Origin of the sequence: Bacillus pumilus, assembly GCF_900186955.1 — a bacterium.
Lineage (GTDB): Bacteria > Bacillota > Bacilli > Bacillales > Bacillaceae > Bacillus > Bacillus pumilus.
Window position 1 is genome coordinate 1497350 of the sequence record NZ_LT906438.1, and the last position, 21839, is coordinate 1519188.

The 21839-nt window shown below is 43.8% G+C and carries 20 protein-coding genes, 1 riboswitch and 1 other annotated feature; all 20 genes read left to right on the top strand.

Annotated features, from left to right (window positions below):
• Positions 1-39: 39 nt before the first annotated feature.
• The 20 genes from CKW02_RS07555 (at position 40) to sat (ending at position 21833) form a co-directional block, all read left to right on the top strand.
• Positions 40-816, top strand: coding sequence for a YlmH family RNA-binding protein (locus CKW02_RS07555; protein ID WP_003211216.1), 777 nt, complete (start codon positions 40-42; stop codon positions 814-816).
• Between the two features lie 26 nt (positions 817-842).
• Positions 843-1337 carry a DivIVA domain-containing protein gene (locus tag CKW02_RS07560; protein ID WP_003211323.1) on the top strand — a complete coding sequence of 165 codons (495 nt, stop codon included), beginning with the start codon at positions 843-845 and terminating at the stop codon, positions 1335-1337.
• A 59-nt stretch (positions 1338-1396) separates the two neighbouring features.
• Positions 1397-1633: a binding site (T-box leader), on the top strand.
• 59 nt (positions 1634-1692) lie between these two features.
• Entirely contained in the window at positions 1693-4458 is a 2766-nt protein-coding gene (gene ileS / locus CKW02_RS07565) for an isoleucine--tRNA ligase (RefSeq protein ID WP_003211438.1), read from the top strand.
• A gap of 160 nt (positions 4459-4618) precedes the next feature.
• Positions 4619-4993, top strand: coding sequence for a TraR/DksA family transcriptional regulator (locus CKW02_RS07570; RefSeq protein ID WP_003210858.1), 375 nt, complete (start codon positions 4619-4621; stop codon positions 4991-4993).
• 94 nt (positions 4994-5087) lie between these two features.
• Entirely contained in the window at positions 5088-5555 is a 468-nt protein-coding gene (lspA, locus tag CKW02_RS07575; RefSeq protein ID WP_003212011.1) for a signal peptidase II, read from the top strand.
• On the top strand, positions 5552-6466 hold the full coding sequence (locus CKW02_RS07580; RefSeq protein ID WP_003212422.1) for an RluA family pseudouridine synthase: 915 nt from the start codon (positions 5552-5554) through the stop codon (positions 6464-6466). Before lspA ends, CKW02_RS07580 begins: the two co-directional genes overlap by 4 nt.
• A gap of 170 nt (positions 6467-6636) precedes the next feature.
• Positions 6637-7179, top strand: coding sequence for a bifunctional pyr operon transcriptional regulator/uracil phosphoribosyltransferase PyrR (pyrR, locus tag CKW02_RS07585; RefSeq protein WP_003211705.1), 543 nt, complete (start codon positions 6637-6639; stop codon positions 7177-7179).
• A 153-nt stretch (positions 7180-7332) separates the two neighbouring features.
• A complete protein-coding gene (locus CKW02_RS07590) occupies positions 7333-8661 on the top strand; it encodes a solute carrier family 23 protein (RefSeq protein ID WP_003210791.1) in 1329 nt (442 codons plus the stop codon).
• A gap of 130 nt (positions 8662-8791) precedes the next feature.
• Positions 8792-9715 carry an aspartate carbamoyltransferase catalytic subunit gene (locus CKW02_RS07595; RefSeq protein ID WP_034620039.1) on the top strand — a complete coding sequence of 308 codons (924 nt, stop codon included), beginning with the start codon at positions 8792-8794 and terminating at the stop codon, positions 9713-9715.
• Positions 9699-10985: a dihydroorotase gene (locus tag CKW02_RS07600; protein WP_003211286.1), complete on the top strand. Its 1287-nt coding sequence runs from the start codon at positions 9699-9701 to the stop codon at positions 10983-10985. Before CKW02_RS07595 ends, CKW02_RS07600 begins: the two co-directional genes overlap by 17 nt.
• Complete coding sequence (locus CKW02_RS07605; protein ID WP_003211459.1) at positions 10982-12076, top strand: carbamoyl phosphate synthase small subunit; 1095 nt, start codon at positions 10982-10984, stop codon at positions 12074-12076. Before CKW02_RS07600 ends, CKW02_RS07605 begins: the two co-directional genes overlap by 4 nt.
• Positions 12061-15276: a carbamoyl-phosphate synthase (glutamine-hydrolyzing) large subunit gene (carB, locus tag CKW02_RS07610; RefSeq protein ID WP_003211222.1), complete on the top strand. Its 3216-nt coding sequence runs from the start codon at positions 12061-12063 to the stop codon at positions 15274-15276. Before CKW02_RS07605 ends, carB begins: the two co-directional genes overlap by 16 nt.
• Complete coding sequence (locus CKW02_RS07615; RefSeq protein WP_003211895.1) at positions 15273-16049, top strand: dihydroorotate dehydrogenase electron transfer subunit; 777 nt, start codon at positions 15273-15275, stop codon at positions 16047-16049. Before carB ends, CKW02_RS07615 begins: the two co-directional genes overlap by 4 nt.
• Complete coding sequence (locus CKW02_RS07620; RefSeq protein WP_003211769.1) at positions 16043-16975, top strand: dihydroorotate dehydrogenase; 933 nt, start codon at positions 16043-16045, stop codon at positions 16973-16975. The genes CKW02_RS07615 and CKW02_RS07620 overlap by 7 nt, the downstream gene beginning before the upstream one ends.
• Positions 16947-17651 (top strand): orotidine-5'-phosphate decarboxylase, encoded by a 705-nt coding sequence (pyrF, locus tag CKW02_RS07625; protein WP_003212383.1) that lies wholly within the window; start codon positions 16947-16949, stop codon positions 17649-17651. The genes CKW02_RS07620 and pyrF overlap by 29 nt, the downstream gene beginning before the upstream one ends.
• Before the next feature lie 7 nt (positions 17652-17658).
• Positions 17659-18297, top strand: a complete 639-nt coding sequence (gene pyrE / locus CKW02_RS07630) for an orotate phosphoribosyltransferase (protein ID WP_003212208.1) — start codon at positions 17659-17661, stop codon at positions 18295-18297.
• Between the two features lie 213 nt (positions 18298-18510).
• Positions 18511-18613: riboswitch (SAM riboswitch) on the top strand.
• A gap of 68 nt (positions 18614-18681) precedes the next feature.
• On the top strand, positions 18682-18873 hold the full coding sequence (locus tag CKW02_RS07635; protein ID WP_003211143.1) for a DUF2292 domain-containing protein: 192 nt from the start codon (positions 18682-18684) through the stop codon (positions 18871-18873).
• Positions 18860-19561, top strand: a complete 702-nt coding sequence (locus CKW02_RS07640) for a phosphoadenylyl-sulfate reductase (RefSeq protein ID WP_003211029.1) — start codon at positions 18860-18862, stop codon at positions 19559-19561. The genes CKW02_RS07635 and CKW02_RS07640 overlap by 14 nt, the downstream gene beginning before the upstream one ends.
• Positions 19562-19574: 13 nt before the next feature.
• Positions 19575-20639 (top strand): sulfate permease, encoded by a 1065-nt coding sequence (locus tag CKW02_RS07645; protein ID WP_003211192.1) that lies wholly within the window; start codon positions 19575-19577, stop codon positions 20637-20639.
• A 57-nt stretch (positions 20640-20696) separates the two neighbouring features.
• A complete protein-coding gene (gene sat / locus CKW02_RS07650) occupies positions 20697-21833 on the top strand; it encodes a sulfate adenylyltransferase (protein WP_003212347.1) in 1137 nt (378 codons plus the stop codon).
• Positions 21834-21839 lie beyond the last annotated feature (6 nt).

Consider the following 21839-nt stretch of genomic DNA (forward strand, 5'->3'; position numbering starts at 1 on the left):
TTGGCACTGCCAGGCTCTTTTACATAAGAGAGGAACAAAATGAGCGATATCTATCAGCATTTTAGAAAAGACGAACAGCCATTTGTCGACCAAGTGTTAGGCTGGAAAAAAATCGCACTCGACCAGTATCGTTTGAAATTGACAGACTTTCTTGATCCGCGTGAGCAGTTTATTACCCAGTCCGTCATCCAGCATGCTGATGAGCTTGGGATCATGTTTTTTGGCGGGTATGAAGGAGCGGAGCGTAAAAGAGCTCTTATTTATCCTGAATATTTACAACCGGCTACTCAGGATGCTGAGCTGTCTTATTTTCAGGTGAACTATGCGAAAAAGTTTATTTCGTTAGAACACCCGAAGCTCCTTGGTTCACTGATTGGGACAGGCTTGAAGCGTCAAAAATTTGGAGATTTGTTATTTTCAGAGGAAGATGTGCAGTTTATTTGTACGAGTGATGTCGCCGATTTTGTTCGGGCGCAGCTGACGCATGTCGGTAGAGCCTCCGTTTCATTAGAGGAAATCACGCAGGCAGATTTAAAGCCGGTTAAGAGCAAGACTGACATCAAAGAAGATACGATTTCTTCACTGCGGCTTGATGCGGTATGTGCTGCAATCAGCCGTCAGTCTCGGCAAAAAGCACAGCTTTTGGTCAAAAATGGGCTTGTCAAAGTTAACTGGAAAGTCACTGAGGACCCTTCCTTTACAATCGGCGAAGGCGATCAGCTCTCTGTTAGGGGATTTGGCCGCTTTAGCCTCAAAACGATTGATGGGAAGACCAAAAAAGATAAATTTAAAGTAACATTTGAGCTTCTGACATAACGAACTTGAATCTGGAGGTGGCGAGGTTGCCATTAACACCTAATGATATTCATAATAAAACGTTCACAAAAAGCTTTCGCGGCTATGACGAAGATGAAGTAAACGAGTTTTTAAGCCAAGTACGTAAAGATTACGAAATCGTGCTTCGCAAAAAGAATGAACTCGAAGAAAAAGTAAACGAGCTTGACGAAAGATTAGGTCATTTTGCAACAATTGAAGAGACATTAAACAAATCAATTCTTGTGGCGCAGGAAGCAGCAGAAGACGTCAAACGTCATTCTGATAAAGAAGCGAAATTGATCATTCGTGAAGCGGAGAAAAATGCCGATCGTATTATTAACGAAGCGCTATCTAAATCAAGAAAGATTGCGATGGAAATCGAAGAGCTGAAGAAGCAGTCGAAGGTCTTTAGAACTCGCTTCCAAATGCTCATCGAAGCTCAGCTTGATCTTCTAAAAAATGACGATTGGGATCATTTACTGGAATATGAAGTTGACGCTGTCTTTGACGAAAAAGAATAAGCGCATCATCTTGACATGACGTGTACAAGTTGCATATAATACCATCATAAATTAACAAGAGATAAACGTTTGAAAGGGACACTCGCAGTTGTCATATGCGTAATAAAGCGAATCAGGGATGGTGGAAGCCTGACATTACGAGACGCTGCAATGAGATCACCCCTTTAGTTCCTTTTCTGAAATGACCAGTAAGAAAAGGCGTCTGATCACGTTACGATTTTAGAGTGGATAAGCGGCTGTGTCATAGCGCTTGTCTAAAAGGGTGGTACCGCGAGACAAGCCTTCTCGTCCCTTATGGGATGAGAGGGCTTTTTTTATTGTTTTTTAATCAGAATTTGCATATGGAGGAATGGGTATGAACTACAAAGACACCTTATTAATGCCGAAAACAGAATTCCCAATGAGAGGGAACTTGCCGAACAAAGAGCCTGAAATCCAAGAGGAGTGGGCAGAAAAAGACATCTATCAAATGGTTTTAGAGCGTACAAAAGGACGCCCGACCTTTATTTTGCATGATGGACCTCCATATGCGAATGGTGACATTCATATGGGGCACGCACTCAATAAAATCCTAAAAGATTTTATTGTCCGTTTTAAATCAATGAATGGATTCCATGCACCGTACGTACCGGGCTGGGATACACACGGCTTACCAATTGAAACAGCGCTCACTAAAAATAAAAAAGTCAAACGTAAAGAAATGTCGACAGCTGAATTCCGCAAACTATGCGAGGAGTATGCTTGGAAGCAAATCGAAGGTCAGCGCAATCAATTTAAGCGATTAGGCGTCAGAGCGGACTGGGACAATCCATATGTCACGTTAAAGCCTGAGTATGAAGCGCAACAAATTCTTGTCTTCGGTGAAATGGCGAAGAGAGGCTATATTTACAAAGGACTAAAACCTGTTAACTGGTCTCCTTCAAGTGAGTCAGCTCTTGCTGAAGCGGAAATTGAATATAAAGACAAACGTTCACCATCCATTTACGTTTCATTTAAAGTGAAAGATGGAAAAGGCGTACTTGAAAATGGCGAACAATTCATCATCTGGACAACAACACCTTGGACACTTCCTGCAAACCTTGGCATTTGTGTTCATCCAAACCTAGAGTACAGCGTTCTTCAAGTAGGTGCTGAGCGATATGTTGTCGCATCTGAGCTTGTTGAACAAGTGGCAAAAACGCTTGGCTTTGAAGAGTATGAAGTCGTGAAAACATTAAAAGGAAAAGAATTAGATAACGTCGTTGCAGAGCATCCGATCTATGGTAGAGATTCACTTGTGATGCTTGGTGACCACGTGACAACGGATGCAGGTACAGGCTGTGTTCATACAGCACCAGGTCACGGGGAAGATGACTTTATTGTCAGCATGAAGTACGGTCTTGACGTACTATGTCCAGTAGACGAAAAAGGTGTCATGACAGAAGAAGCGCCTGGTTTTGAAGGACTATTCTACGAAGATGCCAATAAAGCCATCACAGAACAGCTTGAAGCAAAAGGCGCGCTGAAAAAGCTCGACTTTATCACGCACTCTTACCCGCATGACTGGAGAACGAAAAAACCAACGATTTATCGTGCAACCGCTCAGTGGTTTGCATCGATTAAAGACTTTAGAGAAGCGCTACTAGACAATATTAAAGAAACGAAATGGGTGCCAGCATGGGGCGAGACACGCCTATTCAATATGGTGCGTGACAGAGGTGACTGGTGCATTTCAAGACAGCGTGTTTGGGGCGTTCCAATTCCGGTCTTTTATGCCGAAAATGGTGAGCCAATCATCACAGATGAAACAATACAGCACGTCTCTCAATTATTTAGAGAACATGGCTCGAATATTTGGTTTGAAAAAGAAGCGAAAGAGCTCTTGCCAGAAGGCTTTACACATCCAGGCAGCCCGAACGGAGAATTCACAAAAGAGCAGGACATCATGGATGTATGGTTTGATTCTGGTTCTTCTCACCAAGCTGTTTTAGAAGAAAGAGATGACCTTGTTCGTCCGGCAGACCTTTACCTTGAAGGCTCTGACCAATATCGCGGCTGGTTTAACTCTTCCTTATCAACAGCAGTTGCTGTCACTGGAAAAGCACCTTATAAAGGTGTTCTCAGCCACGGCTTTACGCTTGATAAAGAAGGACGCAAGATGAGTAAATCATTAGGCAATACGATTGACCCAACGAAGGTAGCGAAGCAACTTGGGGCGGAGATTCTGAGACTTTGGGTATCTTCTGTTAACTATCAAGCCGATCACCCGGTGTCTGATGATATCTTAAAACAAGTAGCGGAGGTCTATCGTAAAATCCGTAACACCTTCCGCTTCCTGCATGGTAACCTCTTTGACTTTGAGCCAGCAGTCCATGCAGTACCTGTAGAAGAGCTTCGTGAAGTGGATCAATATATCTTAATCAAATTAAACAAATTGATTGATAAAGTGAAAAAAGCATATGACGACTACGAATTTGCTGTCGTGTATCATGCGATTCACAATTTCTGTACGATTGAGTTAAGCTCTTTCTATCTCGATTTTGCAAAGGATGTCGTGTACATTGAGCATGCAGACCATCCGGACCGCCGCAGCATGCAGACGGTCTTCTACGAAACATTAATGGCATTAGTGAAGCTGACTGCACCAATTCTTCCGCATACAGCAGATGAATTATGGAGCCACTTAAGCTTTGTTGAAGAGCCAAGTGTTCAGTTAACAGATATGCCAGAAGGTGTGGCTGTTTCTCAAGCGGAAGCGACAGAAGCGAAGTTTGACCGCTTTATGGAAGTGCGTGACGATGTGCTAAAAGCGCTCGAAATTGCGCGTAACGAGAAAGTCATCGGACGTTCTCTTGAAGCAAGTGTGACCCTTTATGCGACAGAAGAAGTGAAAAACCTTCTTGCATCCATTAAAGAAGATGTGAAGCAGCTCTTTATCATCTCTGAATTAACGGTAGAAGATGAGCAAAATGCTGACACATCAGCACCTGAATACACTTCAGGAAGAATTTTGGTTCAAAAAGCAGAAGGAGAACTATGCGAACGTTCTCGTATTATTTCAAAAGATGTTGGTGCAAATCCGAAATACCCAACATTGTCACTTAAAAATGCTGAAATCGTGGAAAAATATTACCAGAATTAACAGTGTGATATGACCAACTGGCGCCCCGCCATATGCGGGGTGTTTTCTTTTTTGCGGAAATGACAGCGTTTAGAACGAAAGGAAAAATCTTATGGCTTTAAAGTGATCAGGCGGGGTAACAATATGATTATCACGACAGGGCAGGAGTTGAAATAGCGACATGAATGGCGATCTAGAGACGATTTACACGGAACTCCTTCAAATGAAAGAAGAGCTGCAAGCTAAACTGTTTGAATACGCATCATTTCGTTCACCCGCTGAGCATGTCTCAATGAGCGAGGTCCAAACGGCCACGCTTCTTTATCACATCAAAGAAGAGCTGCAAGATGTGTCTCTCGCTATTGCAAAAATTGAGCAAGGAACCTATGGTATATGTGAGGCGACAGGTGATGTCATTCCGCTTGAACAAATGAGTATTCTTCCTACCGCCCGCACGGCTGACGACTTTTTATATCATAAGCAATACGAGAAAAAAGCATTCACTCCTTATCCTCATGAATCAGATGATTCTCATTTTGAAGCCTTCCATATGTAGGGAGGTTTTTGTCTGTCAACTAAAGTTTCTTTACTCCTTCCTGTTTTCTTGATAAAATGCATAAAGATCAAAGTATGAAGATGGAGGAACGTGTGTGTTCTATTACATAATCGCATTCGTGATGATTTGTTTAGATCAATTAACAAAATGGCTCATTGTCAAAAATATGATGCCCGGAGATTCTTATCCAGTGATTGATGGTTTCTTTTATATCACGTCTCACCGAAATTCAGGCGCCGCATGGGGAATTCTCCAAGGACAAATGTGGTTTTTCTATGTGATCACACTCGTTGTTATTGCAGGAATTGTTTATTATTTGCAAAAGCATGGACAAAAGGACAAGCTGCTTGGAGTTGCGCTGGCCTTAATGCTTGGCGGAGCGATTGGGAATTTTATCGACCGCGTTTTCCGTCAGGAAGTGGTAGATTTTGCTCATTTCGTCTTTGGGAATTATCACTACCCAATCTTTAATATTGCAGATTCTTCTCTATGTGTAGGAGTTATTCTGCTCTTTATTCAAATGCTTTTAGATGGAAAGAAAACGAAGGAGTCAACTACATGAATCAAGTAAATATTGCCGTTTCAGAAGAACAAACGAGTGAACGGCTTGATAAATTTCTAAGCACGACAGAACCAGAATGGTCAAGAACCCAGGTCCAGCAGTGGGTAAAGGATGGGCTGATCGAAGTAAACGGGAAACAAGTGAAAGCCAATTACAAAGTACAAGCTGGAGATCAGATTAAAGTCGAGATTCCAGAACCAGAAGTACTAGATGTAGAAGCAGAACCAATGGATCTTGATATTTATTATGAGGATGCAGATGTGCTAGTGGTGAATAAACCACGAGGAATGGTCGTTCATCCAGCACCAGGTCACGTGTCAGGAACACTTGTAAATGGCCTGATGGCACATTGCACGGACTTATCAGGGATTAATGGTGTGATGCGTCCTGGAATTGTCCATCGTATTGATAAAGACACATCTGGGCTGTTAATGGTCGCAAAAAACGATATGGCGCATGAATCACTCGTCAATCAGCTTGTGGCTAAAACTGTCACAAGAAAATATACGGCCGTTGTCCATGGTATTATCCAGCATGATACAGGCACAATTGATGCCCCAATTGGCAGAGACAAAAAAGACCGCCAAAGCATGACGGTCACAAAAGAAAGTGCAAAACAAGCCGTCACTCACTTTGATGTGATTGAACGCTTTCAGGATTTCACGGTGGTGGAGTGCCGACTTGAGACAGGAAGAACACACCAGATTCGTGTTCATATGAAATATATCGGATATCCGCTTGCAGGAGATCCGAAATATGGACCGAGAAAGACAGTCGATTTCAATGGTCAGCTGCTGCATGCAGGTGTTTTAGGATTTGATCATCCTAGAACAGGAGAATATATCGAGTTCACAGCACCGATTCCTGCTGATATGCAAGCTTTTATCGATTCATTAAGAAATAACGATTGACAGGCCGTTCTTTTTTTGAAATAATAAACGAAGAAATGAAGATTCTTTAAAACAGTCCAGAGAGGCTGAGAAGGATAACGGATCAATTTGTGCACGTGTATGCACAAATGAACGCCCCTCTCTGCCCTTTGCAGAAGGGGCTTTTTATTTGTCAAAAAGAGGTGTAAAAGATGGAACAAAAAGCAGTCATTCTTGATGAACAAGCGATCAGACGAGCGCTTACCCGAATTGCACATGAAATGATTGAGCGCAACAAAGGGATGAAAGATGTCATCCTTGCGGGGATCAAGACTAGAGGTATTCATCTTGCAAAGCGCCTTGCAGAGCGCATCGAGCAAATTGAAGGAAATCCAGTCATAGTGGGTGAACTTGATATTACGCTATACCGTGATGACCTGACAAAAAAGACAGAGAACCAAGACCCGCTTGTGAAGGGTGCAGACATTCCAGCTGACATTAATGACAAAACACTGATTGTCGTTGACGATGTCCTGTTTACAGGCAGAACCGTCAGAGCAGCCATGGATGCCCTTGTGGATGTAGGAAGACCATCTTCCATTCAGCTTGCTGTTCTCGTCGACCGGGGACACCGGGAGCTACCGATTCGAGCGGATTATATCGGGAAGAACATTCCGACATCAAAAGCAGAGACAGTTATGGTTCAACTGAATGAAGTAGATCAAAACGACCTTGTCGCTATATATGAAAAATAACCTTTTTAAATGCATTCCAGAGAGTTTGCAAAGAGGGCAATAACAGAGATACCGAGCACGGCAAACATGACGTGTACGGTTTTTCTAGGCCTCTTTGCGCATACTCGCAAAGAGGCTTTTTTAATGAAAAAGGACACATCTAGGAGGAAAATCATGAGTCAGCAAAAAGCCAATTTAGGCATTCGAGATATCCCAAAACCGTTCACATGGCTGTCACTTAGCCTTCAGCATTTGTTTGCCATGTTTGGTGCAACCATTCTAGTACCAAAAATCATCGATATGAGTCCAGCGGTCGCGCTCATCTCAAGTGGTGTTGGAACCATAGTTTACTTAATCATCACAAGAGGCCAAATTCCAGCGTATCTTGGATCGTCCTTTGCCTTTATCGCCCCCATACTGAATGTCAAAGCAACAGGCGGCCCTGGAGCCGCCATGGTGGGTGCCTTCATGGCGGGTGTCGCTTATGCACTCATTGCACTATTTATTAAATGGCTCGGCACAGGCTGGCTGATGAAACTTCTACCGCCGGTCGTCGTAGGGCCGGTCATTATGGTCATCGGACTCGGACTCGCTGGAACAGCTGTCAACATGGCGATGTATGCTGATCCGAATGCAACCGAGCTTGTTTACAGCCTGAAGCACCTAATGGTCGCCGGCTTCACACTGGCTGTCACGATTATCAGCATGATTTTCCTAAGAGGATTCCTTAGCTTGATCCCAGTATTAATCGGCATTATCAGCGGCTATCTCTTTGCCTTATCACAAGGCATTGTGAACTTCCAGCCGGTCATTGATGCAAAATGGTTTGCTGTACCAGACTTCGTTGTACCATTTGTGGACTACACACCAGCTGTGACTTTAAGCATTCTCACCGTAATGGTGCCGGTTGCCTTTGTGACAATGTCTGAGCACATCGGCCACCAAGTGGTGTTAAGTAAAGTTGTAGGGCAAGATTTCATTAAAAAACCTGGTCTTCACCGCTCCATTTTAGGAGACAGTGCGGCGACAATTTTCGCTTCACTCATTGGCGGACCGCCGACAACAACGTATGGAGAGAATATCGGCGTCCTTGCCATCACAAGAGTGTTCAGTATCTTCGTCATCGGCGGAGCAGCAGTATTTGCAATCTGCTTCGGCTTTGTCGGAAAAATTTCAGCATTAATCAGTACAGTGCCGTCCGCGGTCATGGGAGGCGTTTCATTCCTGCTCTTTGGAATCATTGCCTCAAGCGGTCTGAGAATCCTGATTGATCATAAAGTGAATTTTGAAGAAAAGCGTAATCTCATTATCGCATCAGTCATCTTAGTCATCGGAATTGGCGGGGCATTCATTGAGGTGAAACAAATCAACCTCACACTATCTGGAATGGCACTTGCTGCCATCACGGGTGTCCTGTTAAACCTGATCCTGCCGCAGCAAAAAGCGGGTGATGACGAGTCAAATGAATCGAATACAGAAAACCTTTTAAAAGAAGTCCAGTGAGGCTGACAAGGGTTCTAAAATGAGCAGAATGCACGAACGTGCCGCTGCTTCTTTTGGAGAACCCTAAGCTGCCGAGGCTTAGGGTTTTTTTGAACCTGAAAGTGATGAAAAACTAGAGGGGGAAGAAAAAATGAATGATTTATCGACAATGAGCAGCTTGTCTAAAGAAGAGATTTTACAGCTGATTGAAGAAGCAACGGCTCTCAAAAAGGGGAAGCAAGAGCTTGGTTTAGCGGGAGAATTTGTAGCAAATCTCTTTTTTGAACCAAGCACAAGAACACGATTTAGCTTCGAAGTCGCCGAAAAGAAGCTGGGGATGAATGTACTAAGCTTAGATGCGGCAAGCACCTCTGTTCAAAAAGGCGAAACTCTTTACGATACGGTAAAAACGCTCGAATCCATCGGCGTGAAAGCTTGTGTGATCAGAGACAGCACCGATGAATATTACAACGAACTGATCGGGAAGGTTGGGATTCCCATCATCAATGCTGGAGATGGCTGCGGGCAGCACCCGACCCAATCACTGCTTGACCTAATGACCATCTATGAAGAGTTTGGCGGCTTTGAGGGCTTAACGATTTCGATTCATGGAGACATCAAGCACAGCAGGGTGGCAAGGTCGAATGCGGAAGTACTCTCAAGGCTCGGAGCGACAGTCCTTTTCTCAGGACCTGCTTCCTTCCAAGATGAGCAAAATCCTCACGGAACGTATGTCCAAGTAGACGAAGCCATTAGACAATCTGATGTGGTGATGCTGCTTAGAATCCAGCATGAACGGCACGCTAAAAAAATGGGTAATGAAGAATACTTATCGACTTATGGATTAACAGTAAACAGGGCAAACAACATGAAAGAACGAGCCATTATCATGCATCCAGCACCAGTAAACAGAGGTGTGGAGATAGATGATTCTTTAGTGGAATCAAAGCAGTCACGAATTTTCAAGCAAATGGAAAATGGCGTTTATGTCCGAATGGCGGTATTAAAAAGAGCTTTTCAAAATAGCAGACTACATCAAAAAGGGAGAGATTCTGTCTATGTCGTATCTCATTAAAAACGGTTTTATCTTAACAAGCACAGGTGAAAAAGTGCAGCAGGATATTAGGGTAGAAGGAGAAGTGATTCAAGCGATTGGTCACTTAGAAAGAGAAGACGGAGAAGAGGTCATTGATGCTAAAGGGCTATTTGTTTCACCAGGCTTAATTGATCTGCATGTACATTTAAGAGAGCCAGGCGGAGAGAAGAAGGAAACGATTGAAACAGGCTCTAAAGCAGCAGCAAGAGGCGGCTATACGACGATTGCAGCGATGCCGAATACACGCCCAGTTCCAGATACAAAAGAGCAAATGGAATGGCTCATGAATCGAATCGAAGAGACCTCTTCTGTCAGAGTACTGCCATACGCCTCCATCACAACTAGACAAATTGGGGAAGAGATGACAGACTTTGCAGCACTAAAAGAAGCAGGCGCCTTCGCTTTCACAGATGACGGGGTTGGCATCCAAACAGCAGGAATGATGTACGAAGCGATGAAAAAGGCAGCAAGTCTTGATCAAGCCATTGTCGCGCACTGTGAGGATAACTCGCTCATTTACGGAGGATGCGTTCATGAAGGAGAATTTTCAAAAGCGAATGAATTAAACGGAATACCGTCCATTTGTGAATCGGTGCATATTGCAAGAGATGTTCTTTTAGCAGAAGCAGCGAACTGTCATTATCATGTATGTCATATCAGTACGAAAGAATCTGTGCGAGTCGTTCGCGATGCAAAAAAAGCAGGCATCCGTGTGACGGCAGAGGTGTCACCGCATCACCTGCTCCTATGTGATGCAGACATCCCAGGGCTTGATACGAACTATAAAATGAACCCGCCTCTTAGAGGAAAAGAGGATCGCGAGGCACTAATCGAGGGACTGTTAGATGGAACGATTGATTTCATCGCAACAGACCATGCACCGCATACAGAAGAAGAAAAGAACGAAACGATGCAGCGCGCACCTTTTGGAATAGTCGGGCTTGAAACAGCGTTCCCGCTTCTTTACACGCGATTTGTCAAAACAGGCGAATGGACATTAAAAGAACTCGTTGATTATATGACGATCAAGCCAGCAGAAGCCTTCTCCCTTCCTTATGGAAAGCTGGAAGAAGGACAAACAGCTGATATTACACTCATTGATCTAAACAAAGAAATGGCAATCGATAAAAAGAGCTTCTTATCAAAAGGACAAAATACACCGTTTGACAAATTGACTGTATCAGGATGGCCGGTCATGACACTTGCATCTGGGAAAGTCGTGTATGAAGAGGGGAGACTAGTAAAATGAAGAGACGCTTAGTGCTAGAAAACGGAACAGTATTCGAAGGAACAGGCTTTGGCAGCTTAGAATCGTCAGTCGGAGAAGTCGTCTTTAATACAGGGATGACAGGTTATCAAGAAATTTTGTCTGATCCATCATACTGCGGACAAATTGTCACACTCACTTACCCGCTTATCGGCAACTATGGGATTAACCGTGATGATTTTGAATCGATCACACCATTTGTCAAAGGGCTGATTGTGAAGGAGCTTTGTGAAAAGCCCTCAAACTGGCGCTCTTCATACTCGCTTGATGAGTATTTGAAAATGAAAAACATTCCAGGGCTTAGCGGAATCGATACACGAAAGCTGACGAGAATGATTCGAAGTGCAGGCACATTAAGAGGGGCATTTGCAGGACCGGATGAAGAAGTAGAAGACGTGGTCCGCCGCCTTCAAACAATGCAGCAGCCAACAGATCAAGTGAGTCAAGTTTCTGTGAAAAATGCGTATCCAAGCCCAGGGAGAGGAAAAAGAATTGTCCTTGTCGATTTCGGCATGAAGCACGGCATTTTGCGCGAGCTCAATAAACGGGACTGTGATGTCATTGTGGTGCCGTATAATATCACGGCAGATGAAGTACTGCAGTTAAAGCCTGATGGAATCATGCTTTCAAACGGCCCTGGGGATCCTGTGGATGTACCAGAAGCAGTCGAGATGATTCAGCAATTGATTGGAAAAGTTCCACTCTTTGGCATTTGCCTTGGACATCAATTATTCGCGCTTGCATGCGGCGCAAGTACTGAAAAAATGAAATTCGGTCACAGAGGATCGAATCACCCAGTGAAAGAACTAGCAACCGGCAAGGTCACACTGACATCTCAAAACCACGGCTACACAGTTAGTGCCATTAACGAGGACGTGCTCGAAGTCACACACATCGCACTAAACGACAATACAATTGAAGGCTTAAAACATAAAGAAGCACCAGCATTCACTGTCCAGTACCACCCAGAAGCATCACCAGGTCCAGAAGATGCGAACTACTTATTCGACCAGTTCATGGACATGATTCATACAACTGAGAAAGAAGGGGAAGAAGTATGCCAAAACGCGTAGACATCAAAAAGATTTTAGTTATCGGTTCAGGTCCAATCATCATTGGTCAGGCAGCGGAGTTTGACTATGCAGGCACACAGGCTTGCTTAGCACTAAAAGAAGAAGGCTATGAAGTCGTTCTTGTGAATTCCAATCCAGCGACCATCATGACAGATACAGAAATGGCCGATAAGGTATACATCGAACCACTGACACCAGAATTCTTAACACGAATCATTCGAAAAGAACGTCCTGATGCGATCTTGCCAACACTTGGCGGACAAACTGGACTTAACCTTGCTGTTGAATTATCAGACCTTGGCGTATTAGCTGAATGTGGTGTTGAAGTATTAGGAACAAAACTTTCAGCTATTCAAAAAGCAGAGGACAGAGATCTATTCCGTAATTTGATGAATGAACTAAATGAGCCTGTACCAGAAAGTGAAATCATCCATAACCTAGAAGAAGCGATGGCGTTTACGAATCAAATCGGTTTCCCTGTCATTGTAAGACCAGCTTATACATTAGGCGGAACAGGCGGCGGAATTTGTACAAACGAGCAAGAGCTGAAGGAAATCGTCGAAAACGGTTTGAAGCTAAGCCCAGTCACACAATGCTTACTTGAAAAAAGTATTGCAGGCTTTAAAGAAATTGAATATGAAGTCATGCGTGATAGCGGTGATCATGCGATCGTTGTTTGTAACATGGAAAACTTTGATCCAGTCGGTATCCACACAGGAGACAGTATCGTTGTGGCGCCAAGCCAAACGTTAAGTGACCGTGAATATCAGCTGCTTCGCAATGTGTCGCTCAAGCTGATCCGGGCACTTGGGATTGAAGGCGGATGTAACGTACAGCTGGCAATTGATCCAGACAGCTTTCAATACTATATCATCGAAGTAAATCCGCGCGTGAGTCGCTCTTCTGCACTTGCGTCGAAAGCAACTGGTTATCCAATTGCCAAACTTGCAGCGAAAATTGCTGTCGGCTTAACGCTTGATGAAATGATGAACCCAGTCACAGGTAAAACCTATGCCGCCTTCGAACCGGCACTCGACTATATTGTGTCTAAAATTCCGCGCTGGCCGTTTGATAAATTCGAATCGGCCAACAGACGTCTTGGTACGCAAATGAAAGCAACGGGTGAAGTGATGGCGATCGGCCGTACATTAGAAGAGTCTCTTCTAAAGGCTGTTCGTTCACTTGAAGCGGATGTGCACCACATTGAATTAAAAGATGAAGCAGATATCACAAACGAAGTGCTTGAAAAGCGGATTATCAAGGCGGGAGACGAACGATTATTCTATATCGCTGAGGCACTTAGAAGAGGCTATACGGTTGAACAATTACATGAGTTCTCAAAAATTGATTACTTCTTCCTTCATAAACTGGAAGGCATCATCGCTTTTGAAAAGACATTAAAAGAAAACAAAGGCAATACAGACGTATTAAAAGAAGCGAAAGAAAAAGGCTTCTCAGACATCTATATTAGCCGCGAGTGGAATATGAATGAAGCGGATGTCTATACGCTAAGACAAGAAGCAAGCATCGTACCTGTTTACAAAATGGTAGATACTTGTGCGGCTGAATTTGAATCCGAGACGCCATATTTCTACAGCACATATGAAGATGAAAATGAATCAGAACGTACAGACAAGAAAAGCGTCATCGTATTAGGCTCAGGTCCTATCAGAATCGGTCAAGGAGTAGAATTTGATTATGCGACCGTTCATTCTGTGTGGGCAATTAAACAAGCAGGGTATGAAGCAATCATTATTAACAACAACCCTGAAACGGTCTCAACAGACTTTAGTATTTCGGACAAGCTCTACTTTGAACCACTCACTGTAGAAGATGTGATGCACATCATCGATCTAGAGCAACCTGAAGGAGTCGTTGTCCAGTTCGGCGGACAAACAGCGATCAACCTAGCAGATGAATTATCAAATAGAGGGGTGAAGATTCTCGGCACATCTCTTGAAGACCTAGACCGAGCCGAAAACAGGGACAAGTTTGAACAAACATTAGAAGCACTCGGCGTGCCGCAACCTAAAGGGAAAACAGCTACGTCTGTGCCGGAAGCTGTAGCGATTGCCAATCAGATCGGCTACCCAGTCCTTGTCCGCCCTTCCTATGTATTAGGCGGTCGTGCAATGGAAATCGTTTATCAAGAAGCCGAGCTTCTTCATTACATGGAGAATGCAGTGAAAGTCAATCCGCAGCACCCAGTCTTAATTGACAAGTATTTGACAGGAAAAGAAATCGAAGTAGATGCCGTGTCTGATGGCGAAACTGTCGTGATCCCTGGCATTATGGAACACATTGAAAGAGCTGGGGTTCACTCTGGTGACTCGATTGCGGTTTACCCGCCGCAAACATTGTCTGAAGAGATCAAAGCGAAGATCGCAGAATACACGATCAAGCTTGCAAAAGGGCTCAACATTATTGGGCTGCTAAACATTCAATTTGTTCTCTCAAAAGGTGAAGTGTTCGTACTTGAAGTGAATCCGCGTTCAAGCCGGACAGTTCCTTTCTTAAGTAAAATCACAGGCATCCCGATGGCAAACCTGGCGACAAAAGTCATTTTAGGAGAAAAACTCAAAAACTATGGCTACGAGGAAGGACTTCACACAGAACAAGAAGGGGTGTACGTCAAAGTTCCAGTCTTCTCTTTTGCAAAACTAAGAAGAGTCGATATTACACTCGGACCTGAAATGAAATCGACAGGTGAAGTCATGGGGAAAGATGTCACAATCGAAAAAGCTCTCTACAAAGGATTAATTGCATCAGGCATTCAAATTCCTAAAGACGGGACAGTTCTTCTGACAGTTGCTGACAAGGATAAAGAAGAAGGACTGGAGATTGCGAGAAGATTCCATTCAATCGGCTACCATATTTTAGCGACAGAAGGAACAGCGAATTACTTAAAACAAGCCTCCATCCCATCAAGTGTTGTCGGCAAAATAGGAGAAGAAGGCAAAAACCTTCTCGATGTCATACGAAACGGGGAAGCCCAATTTGTCATCAACACTCTGACAAAAGGAAAACAGCCGGCAAGAGACGGCTTTAGAATCAGACGTGAAGCTGTTGAAAATGGCGTAGCTTGCTTAACGTCGCTAGATACAGCAGAAGCGATTTTAAGAGTACTAGAAAGCATGACATTTAGAGCGGACGAAATGCCAGAAGTGAAAACGAATGCTGAGGTGACAGTAACGATATGAAAAAAGCATACTTGACGGTCGTCTCAAATCGAGAGATCGCTGATCATATTTACGAAATGACATTAAAAGGTGACCTTGTGGACTCCTTTCAAACGGCTGGACAATTTCTTCATATCAAGGTCAGCGAGTCCATGACACCGCTGCTGAGAAGACCGATCAGTATTGCCAATATTCATGCCGAGAAGCAAGAAGCAACCATCATCTATCGCGCAGAGGGAGAGGGCACAAAGCTTCTTTCCCAAAGGCGGGATGGGGAATCCATCGATGTCTTAGGGCCGCTTGGCAACGGGTACGATCCTTCAGTTGTTCAGCCAGGTCAGACAGCGTTACTAGTCGGTGGTGGAATTGGAGTACCGCCTTTATATGAGCTGTCCAAACGTTTAACGAAAAAAGGCGTCATCGTCAAGCATGTCCTTGGCTTTCAATCGAAAAAGGATGTATTTTACGAGGAGAAATTCCAAGCACTCGGAGATACATTTATCGCAACAGTTGATGGGACATACGGCGCAAAGGGCTTCGTGACAAGTGTCATTGAAGAGAATGATTTGAGCTTTGATGTCATGCTTTCCTGCGGGCCGACCCCTATGTTAAAAGCACTAAAAGACTCTTACCCCGATAAGCCTGTCTACATTTCAATGGAAGAACGAATGGGCTGCGGAATTGGTGCTTGCTTTGCATGTGTCTGTCATACCGATCAGCACGAAAAAGCTTACGTCAAAGTCTGTCTGGACGGACCTGTATTTAAAGCAGAGGAGGTGGCGTTGTCATGCTAAACGTTGAGTTACCAGGCTTATCTTTAAAGAATCCGATTATCCCTGCATCAGGCTGCTTTGGATTCGGGAGAGAATTTGCTTCATTATACGACTTATCCGTGCTTGGCGGTATCATGATCAAAGCCACAACCTTAGAACCGAGATTTGGCAACCCGACACCAAGGGTAGCAGAGACAGGTGCCGGGATGCTCAATGCCATCGGTCTTCAAAATCCTGGCCTAAAAGGCGTGCTGGAAAATGAATTGCCTTGGCTTGAGCAGTTTGATACGCCTATTATTGCAAACGTCGCTGGCTCACAGGTCGATGATTATGTTGAAGTAGCGAAGCAGATCAGCCAAGCAAAAAATGTCCATGCCCTTGAACTGAATATCTCGTGTCCGAATGTCAAAACTGGCGGAATTGCTTTTGGTACAGATCCTCACATGGCAGCAGCATTGACAAAAGCGGTGAAGGACGTGTCCTCCGTTCCTGTCTATGTCAAACTGTCTCCTAACGTAGCTAATATTGTGGAGATTGCTCAAGCGATTGAATATGCTGGAGCGGATGGACTCACGATGATTAACACGTTAATCGGTATGCGTTTAGATTTAAAAACAGGGAAACCGATTCTTGCCAATAAAACAGGCGGATTATCAGGCCCTGCGGTCAAACCTGTCGCTGTGCGCATGGTACATGAGGTCAGTCAAGCGGTTTCTATCCCGATTATCGGAATGGGCGGAGTGCAAAATGCTGAAGATGTACTTGAATTTTTACTAGCAGGTGCGAGTGCAGTAGCTGTTGGCACAGCCAATTTTGTGAACCCATTTATTTGCCCAGAAATCATTGAAGAACTGCCAAATGTATTAGAAGCCTACGGGTATTCATCTGTAGAGGAATGTATCGGAAGGAGCTGGAAACATGAAGCACTTGCCCATCATCGCGCTTGATTTTCCATCAGGGCAGGAGACGCTCGCCTTTTTAGAACCCTTTGAAGGGACACCATTATTTGTGAAGGTCGGCATGGAGCTGTTTTACCAAGAAGGACCTGCCATCCTTGACGCAATTAAAGAAAAAAACTGTCACATTTTCCTCGACCTCAAATTACATGACATTCCAACAACGGTGCAAAAAGCAATGAACCGGCTTGCCGCACTTGGCGTTGATCTAGTCAATGTACATGCTGCTGGCGGGAAACAGATGATGCAAGCTGCGTTAGAAGGGCTTGAAAACGGAACGCCTGCTGGGCAAAAACGTCCGGGCATTATTGCAGTGACTCAGCTGACGAGTACATCTGAAGACATGATGAGAAGCGAATTACTCATAGACCGTCCGCTGCAAGAGACTGTCATCCGGTACGGTCAATTGGCACATGAAAGTGGACTAGACGGTGTTGTTTGCTCTGTTCATGAATCCAAAGCTCTTCATGAGCACATCTCACCTGACTTCCTCACTGTTACGCCAGGGATTCGTTTACTAAATGATCAAACCGATGATCAAAAGCGTGTGGCAACCCCTGATTATGCAAAAGAGCAAGGTGTTTCACAAATTGTTGTCGGAAGGTCAATCACAAAAGCTGAAAAACCATTGGAAGCCTATCATCAAATTTTGAAAGAGTGGGAGTGACTGCCAGATGAAAACAAAAATTGCTAAACACCTATTACAAATCAAAGCGGTCTCATTGAAACCAGACGAACCGTTTACATGGGCAAGCGGTATCAAATCACCGATCTATTGTGACAACCGTCTCACCTTGTCCTATCCAGAAGTTAGACACGACATTGCTGAAGGTCTTAAAGAGTTGATTCTCACTCATTTTGAGGGAGCGAAGGTGATTGCTGGTACTGCAACAGCAGGCATCCCGCATGCGGCATTAGCAGCAGATCGTCTAAACGTCCCGATGTGTTATGTCAGAAGTAAGCCAAAAGCACATGGAAAAGGAAATCAAATTGAAGGTGCCGTATCAAAAGGCCAAAAGGTGGTCGTCGTAGAAGACCTGATTTCAACAGGAGGCAGTGTGCTTGAAGTGGTCGCTGCTCTTCAAGAAGCGGGCTGTGACGTACTAGGCGTTGCCGCGATCTTCACATACGGTCTGCCAAAAGCTGCGGCAGCATTCCAAGAAAAAAACATTCCATATGTCACCCTAACAGACTATGACACCCTGACAGACGTGGCACTTGAGCTGAAAGCGATTGAGCCTTCTGCTATGAATAAATTAAAACGCTGGAGACAAGATCCTTCCTCTGAATCTTGGATGGAAGAAATCGTCTAAATAGCTTCGTGTAGACAAACCCTCGCATTCTTTGTCAGGACTGCAAAGGTTTTCTGTCACGCTGAATACAATATGAAGCTGCGCATACCCGCACAGCTTTTTTATTTGGTTAAAAATAGTAAAATAGACTCAAATTTAAATAAAAACTAATCCTATCAATAAAGTCGGGTTGACTTTTGTTTGAATTGTGTTAATATTTAAGACAAATTAAAACACTTATCCAGAGAGGTGGAGGGACTGGCCCGATGAAGCCCGGCAACCTGCAATTTGCAAGGTGCTACTTCCTGCAAAATGATTCTATTTTGAAAGATAAGGAAATCGTGAGCTTCCTCATCTTTCTTTCGGAATGAAAGGAAGTTTTTTTATTTTAACGGTGAGGGGGAAGTGAAGCAAAAGCAGGATGAAGACTTAATTGAAGCCTATGCAGAAACTGATTGGGGATATGAATTCAGTTTAGTTACACTGATTGTTCAGGACGGTCAAGTGATCCAAGTGGAAGAAGACAGAAAAAATTCAGTTGACGTAGTGCGGAGAGTAGTGATACTCCGGAAGGGGAGAAACAATGTTAACTTATGAAAATTGGCAAGAGCCGTCCATTACATTTCAAGAAGATGATTTGTATAAAGGGGCCTTATCTGTGCTGAAATGGGCATACGGTCATTATGGTGATCAGCTCGTTTATGCATGCAGTTTTGGTATTGAAGGCATCGTCCTCATTGATTTGATTGCGAAAGTAAAAAAGGATGCAAGAATTGTCTTTTTAGATACAGGTCTGCATTTTAAGGAAACGTACGACACAATTGATGCGGTAAAGGAAAGATACCCGGGTTTAGATATTGTGCTGAAAACCCCTGAGCTGACGGTTGAGGAGCAAAACGAGCAGCATGGTGATCAACTATGGAAAACAGATCCTCAAAGCTGCTGTCATATGCGTAAGGTCATTCCTTTGCAAGAAGCGCTATCTGGCTATCCGGCATGGCTTTCTGGCTTAAGGAGGGAGCAGTCTCCTAAGCGAGCAGGGACGAACTTTTTAAATAAGGATGAAAAATTCAAATCAGTGAAAGTATGTCCGCTTATCCACTGGACGTGGAAGGACATATGGAGATATGCATCTAGAGAGGAACTTACTTATAATCCGCTACATGATCAGGGATATCCAAGTATCGGGTGTGCCCCGTGTACACAGCCAGCATTTACTGCCGAGGATCTGCGGTCTGGCAGATGGTCAGGCACAGCTAAGACTGAGTGCGGATTACATGAGTAAGGGAGCATAGTGTATGGAAATTGCCGCAATTTTATTTAGTTTATTTTTCGCTCTAAACATTGGCGCGAGTGGTGCAGCAGCTTCGATGGGCATCGCGTACGGATCAGGTGCGATTCGAAAGCCGATCTATGCACTCAGTGTATGTGCAGTTGGGATTTTAGCAGGTTCAGTTATTGGCGGTGGTGAGGTTGTCAAAACGATTAGCTCTGGAATTATGCCTGAATCCGTCATTACACTTGAAATTGTTTGTATTATTATTGGTTCTGCTGCATTATCACTCTTTATAGCGAATCTGATGGCCATCCCTTTATCAACGAGTGAGGTGACAGTAGGAGCTGTAGTTGGTGTCGCGGTCGCATATAAAGTATTGTATGTGAAATCCATTTTAGTCATTGTGGCATTTTGGGTTATCATTCCGCTTGTCGCCTTTCTTTTTACCTTTGTTGTAGTCAAAATCATCAGAATGTTCCCTAAACGTAAGCTGTCTAAAAAAGGAACAGTCATTTTATCCATTGTTTTAATCCTTAGTGGATTTTTAGAAGCATTTTCAGCAGGTATGAACAATGTGGCAAATGCAGTCGGTCCACTTGTTGCCGCGGGCGTTTTGTCAGTTGGGCAAGGAACACTTTATGGCGGAATCTTCGTCGCCATTGGAGCCCTCTTGCTTGGTAGAAGAGTACTGGAAACAAACGGAAAGAAAATTACCCGCTATCAAACGGGCGAAGGGATATTGCTTTCCGGTACCGGTGCTGGACTTGTCATCGTCAGCTCTATTTTTGGGCTGCCAGTTCCACTTACCCAAATCACCTCCTCGTCTATCATTGGACTTGGCATGGCAAAAGGCGGACCTAATATTTTTCATAAACATGTGGTGAAAAAAATGCTGAAAGTGTGGGTAGTATCACCCTTTTTATCACTTAGTCTATCGTATTTGCTGGTGAGTCTTTTCTTAAAAGGGGACTATTACTCTATCTTTATCATGATGAGTGTACTGCTTGCCTCACTTGGTGCGCTAAGTCTGATGAAGGCAGTCAAAAATGAAAGCAGCTCGATTCATGAACAGGGCGGCGGGATTTAACGACAAATCCGACTATTTACATCTAATAAATATGAACATTGAGAGGAAGATGAACAAATGAGTTTAACACCACATGGTGGCGTATTAATTAATCGAGTAAATGAAGAGTATGACCTCAGCACGGCTGCAAAGGAAATTGAACTAGATGCTATCTCTTTTGCAGACCTTGAACTCATAGCAATTGGCGGGTATAGTCCAATTGAAGGGTTTTTAACAAAAGCTGATTATGAAGCGGTTGTGAGCAGTATGCGGCTAGCAAGTGGTGTCGTTTGGTCTCTTCCTATTACACTGCCAGTGACAAAGGAAAAGGCAGCGGAAATCCATCGAGGCGAGATTGTGCGTCTATCGTATAATGGAACTGTATATGGCGTGATTGAAGTAGAGGATCAATACACACCAGATAAGGAAAAAGAAGCGGTAAATGTGTATAAAACTGATGACCGCAATCATCCAGGCGTGAAAAAATTATTTGAACGCGGTGATACGTACATTGGTGGTAAAATTACACTGACGAAACGAAGCGAAAAACCATTCCCTCAATTTACGTATGAGCCGGAAGAAACAAGACGTCATTTTAAAGAGAACGGCTGGAAAACGATTGTTGGTTTCCAAACGAGAAACCCTGTTCACCGTGCCCATGAATATATTCAAAAGACAGCACTTGAAACCGTCGATGGTTTGTTTTTAAATCCACTTGTCGGTGAAACAAAATCAGACGATATTCCGGCAGACGTGAGAATGAAAAGCTATCAAGTGTTATTGAACGGTTATTACCCAAAGGATCGCGTCTTTTTAGGTGTTTTTCCTGCGGCAATGCGTTATGCTGGACCAAAGGAAGCAATCTTTCACGCGCTTGTTCGTAAAAATTACGGCTGTACTCACTTTATTGTGGGAAGAGATCATGCAGGTGTTGGTGATTATTACGGCACATACGAGGCGCAGGAGTTATTTGAACAATTTACAAGCGAAGAAATTGGCATTACCCCGTTAAAATTTGAACATAGCTTCTACTGTAATACATGTGAAGCAATGGCAACACCAAAAACATGTCCTCACGATAAAAGCGAGCATATCATTCTTTCAGGTACAAAGGTTCGAACGATGCTGAGAAACGGAGAATTACCGCCAAGCACGTTCAGCCGAAAAGAAGTCATTGAAACATTAATCGAAGGATTAAAAACGACGGTATCTTAATGGGAG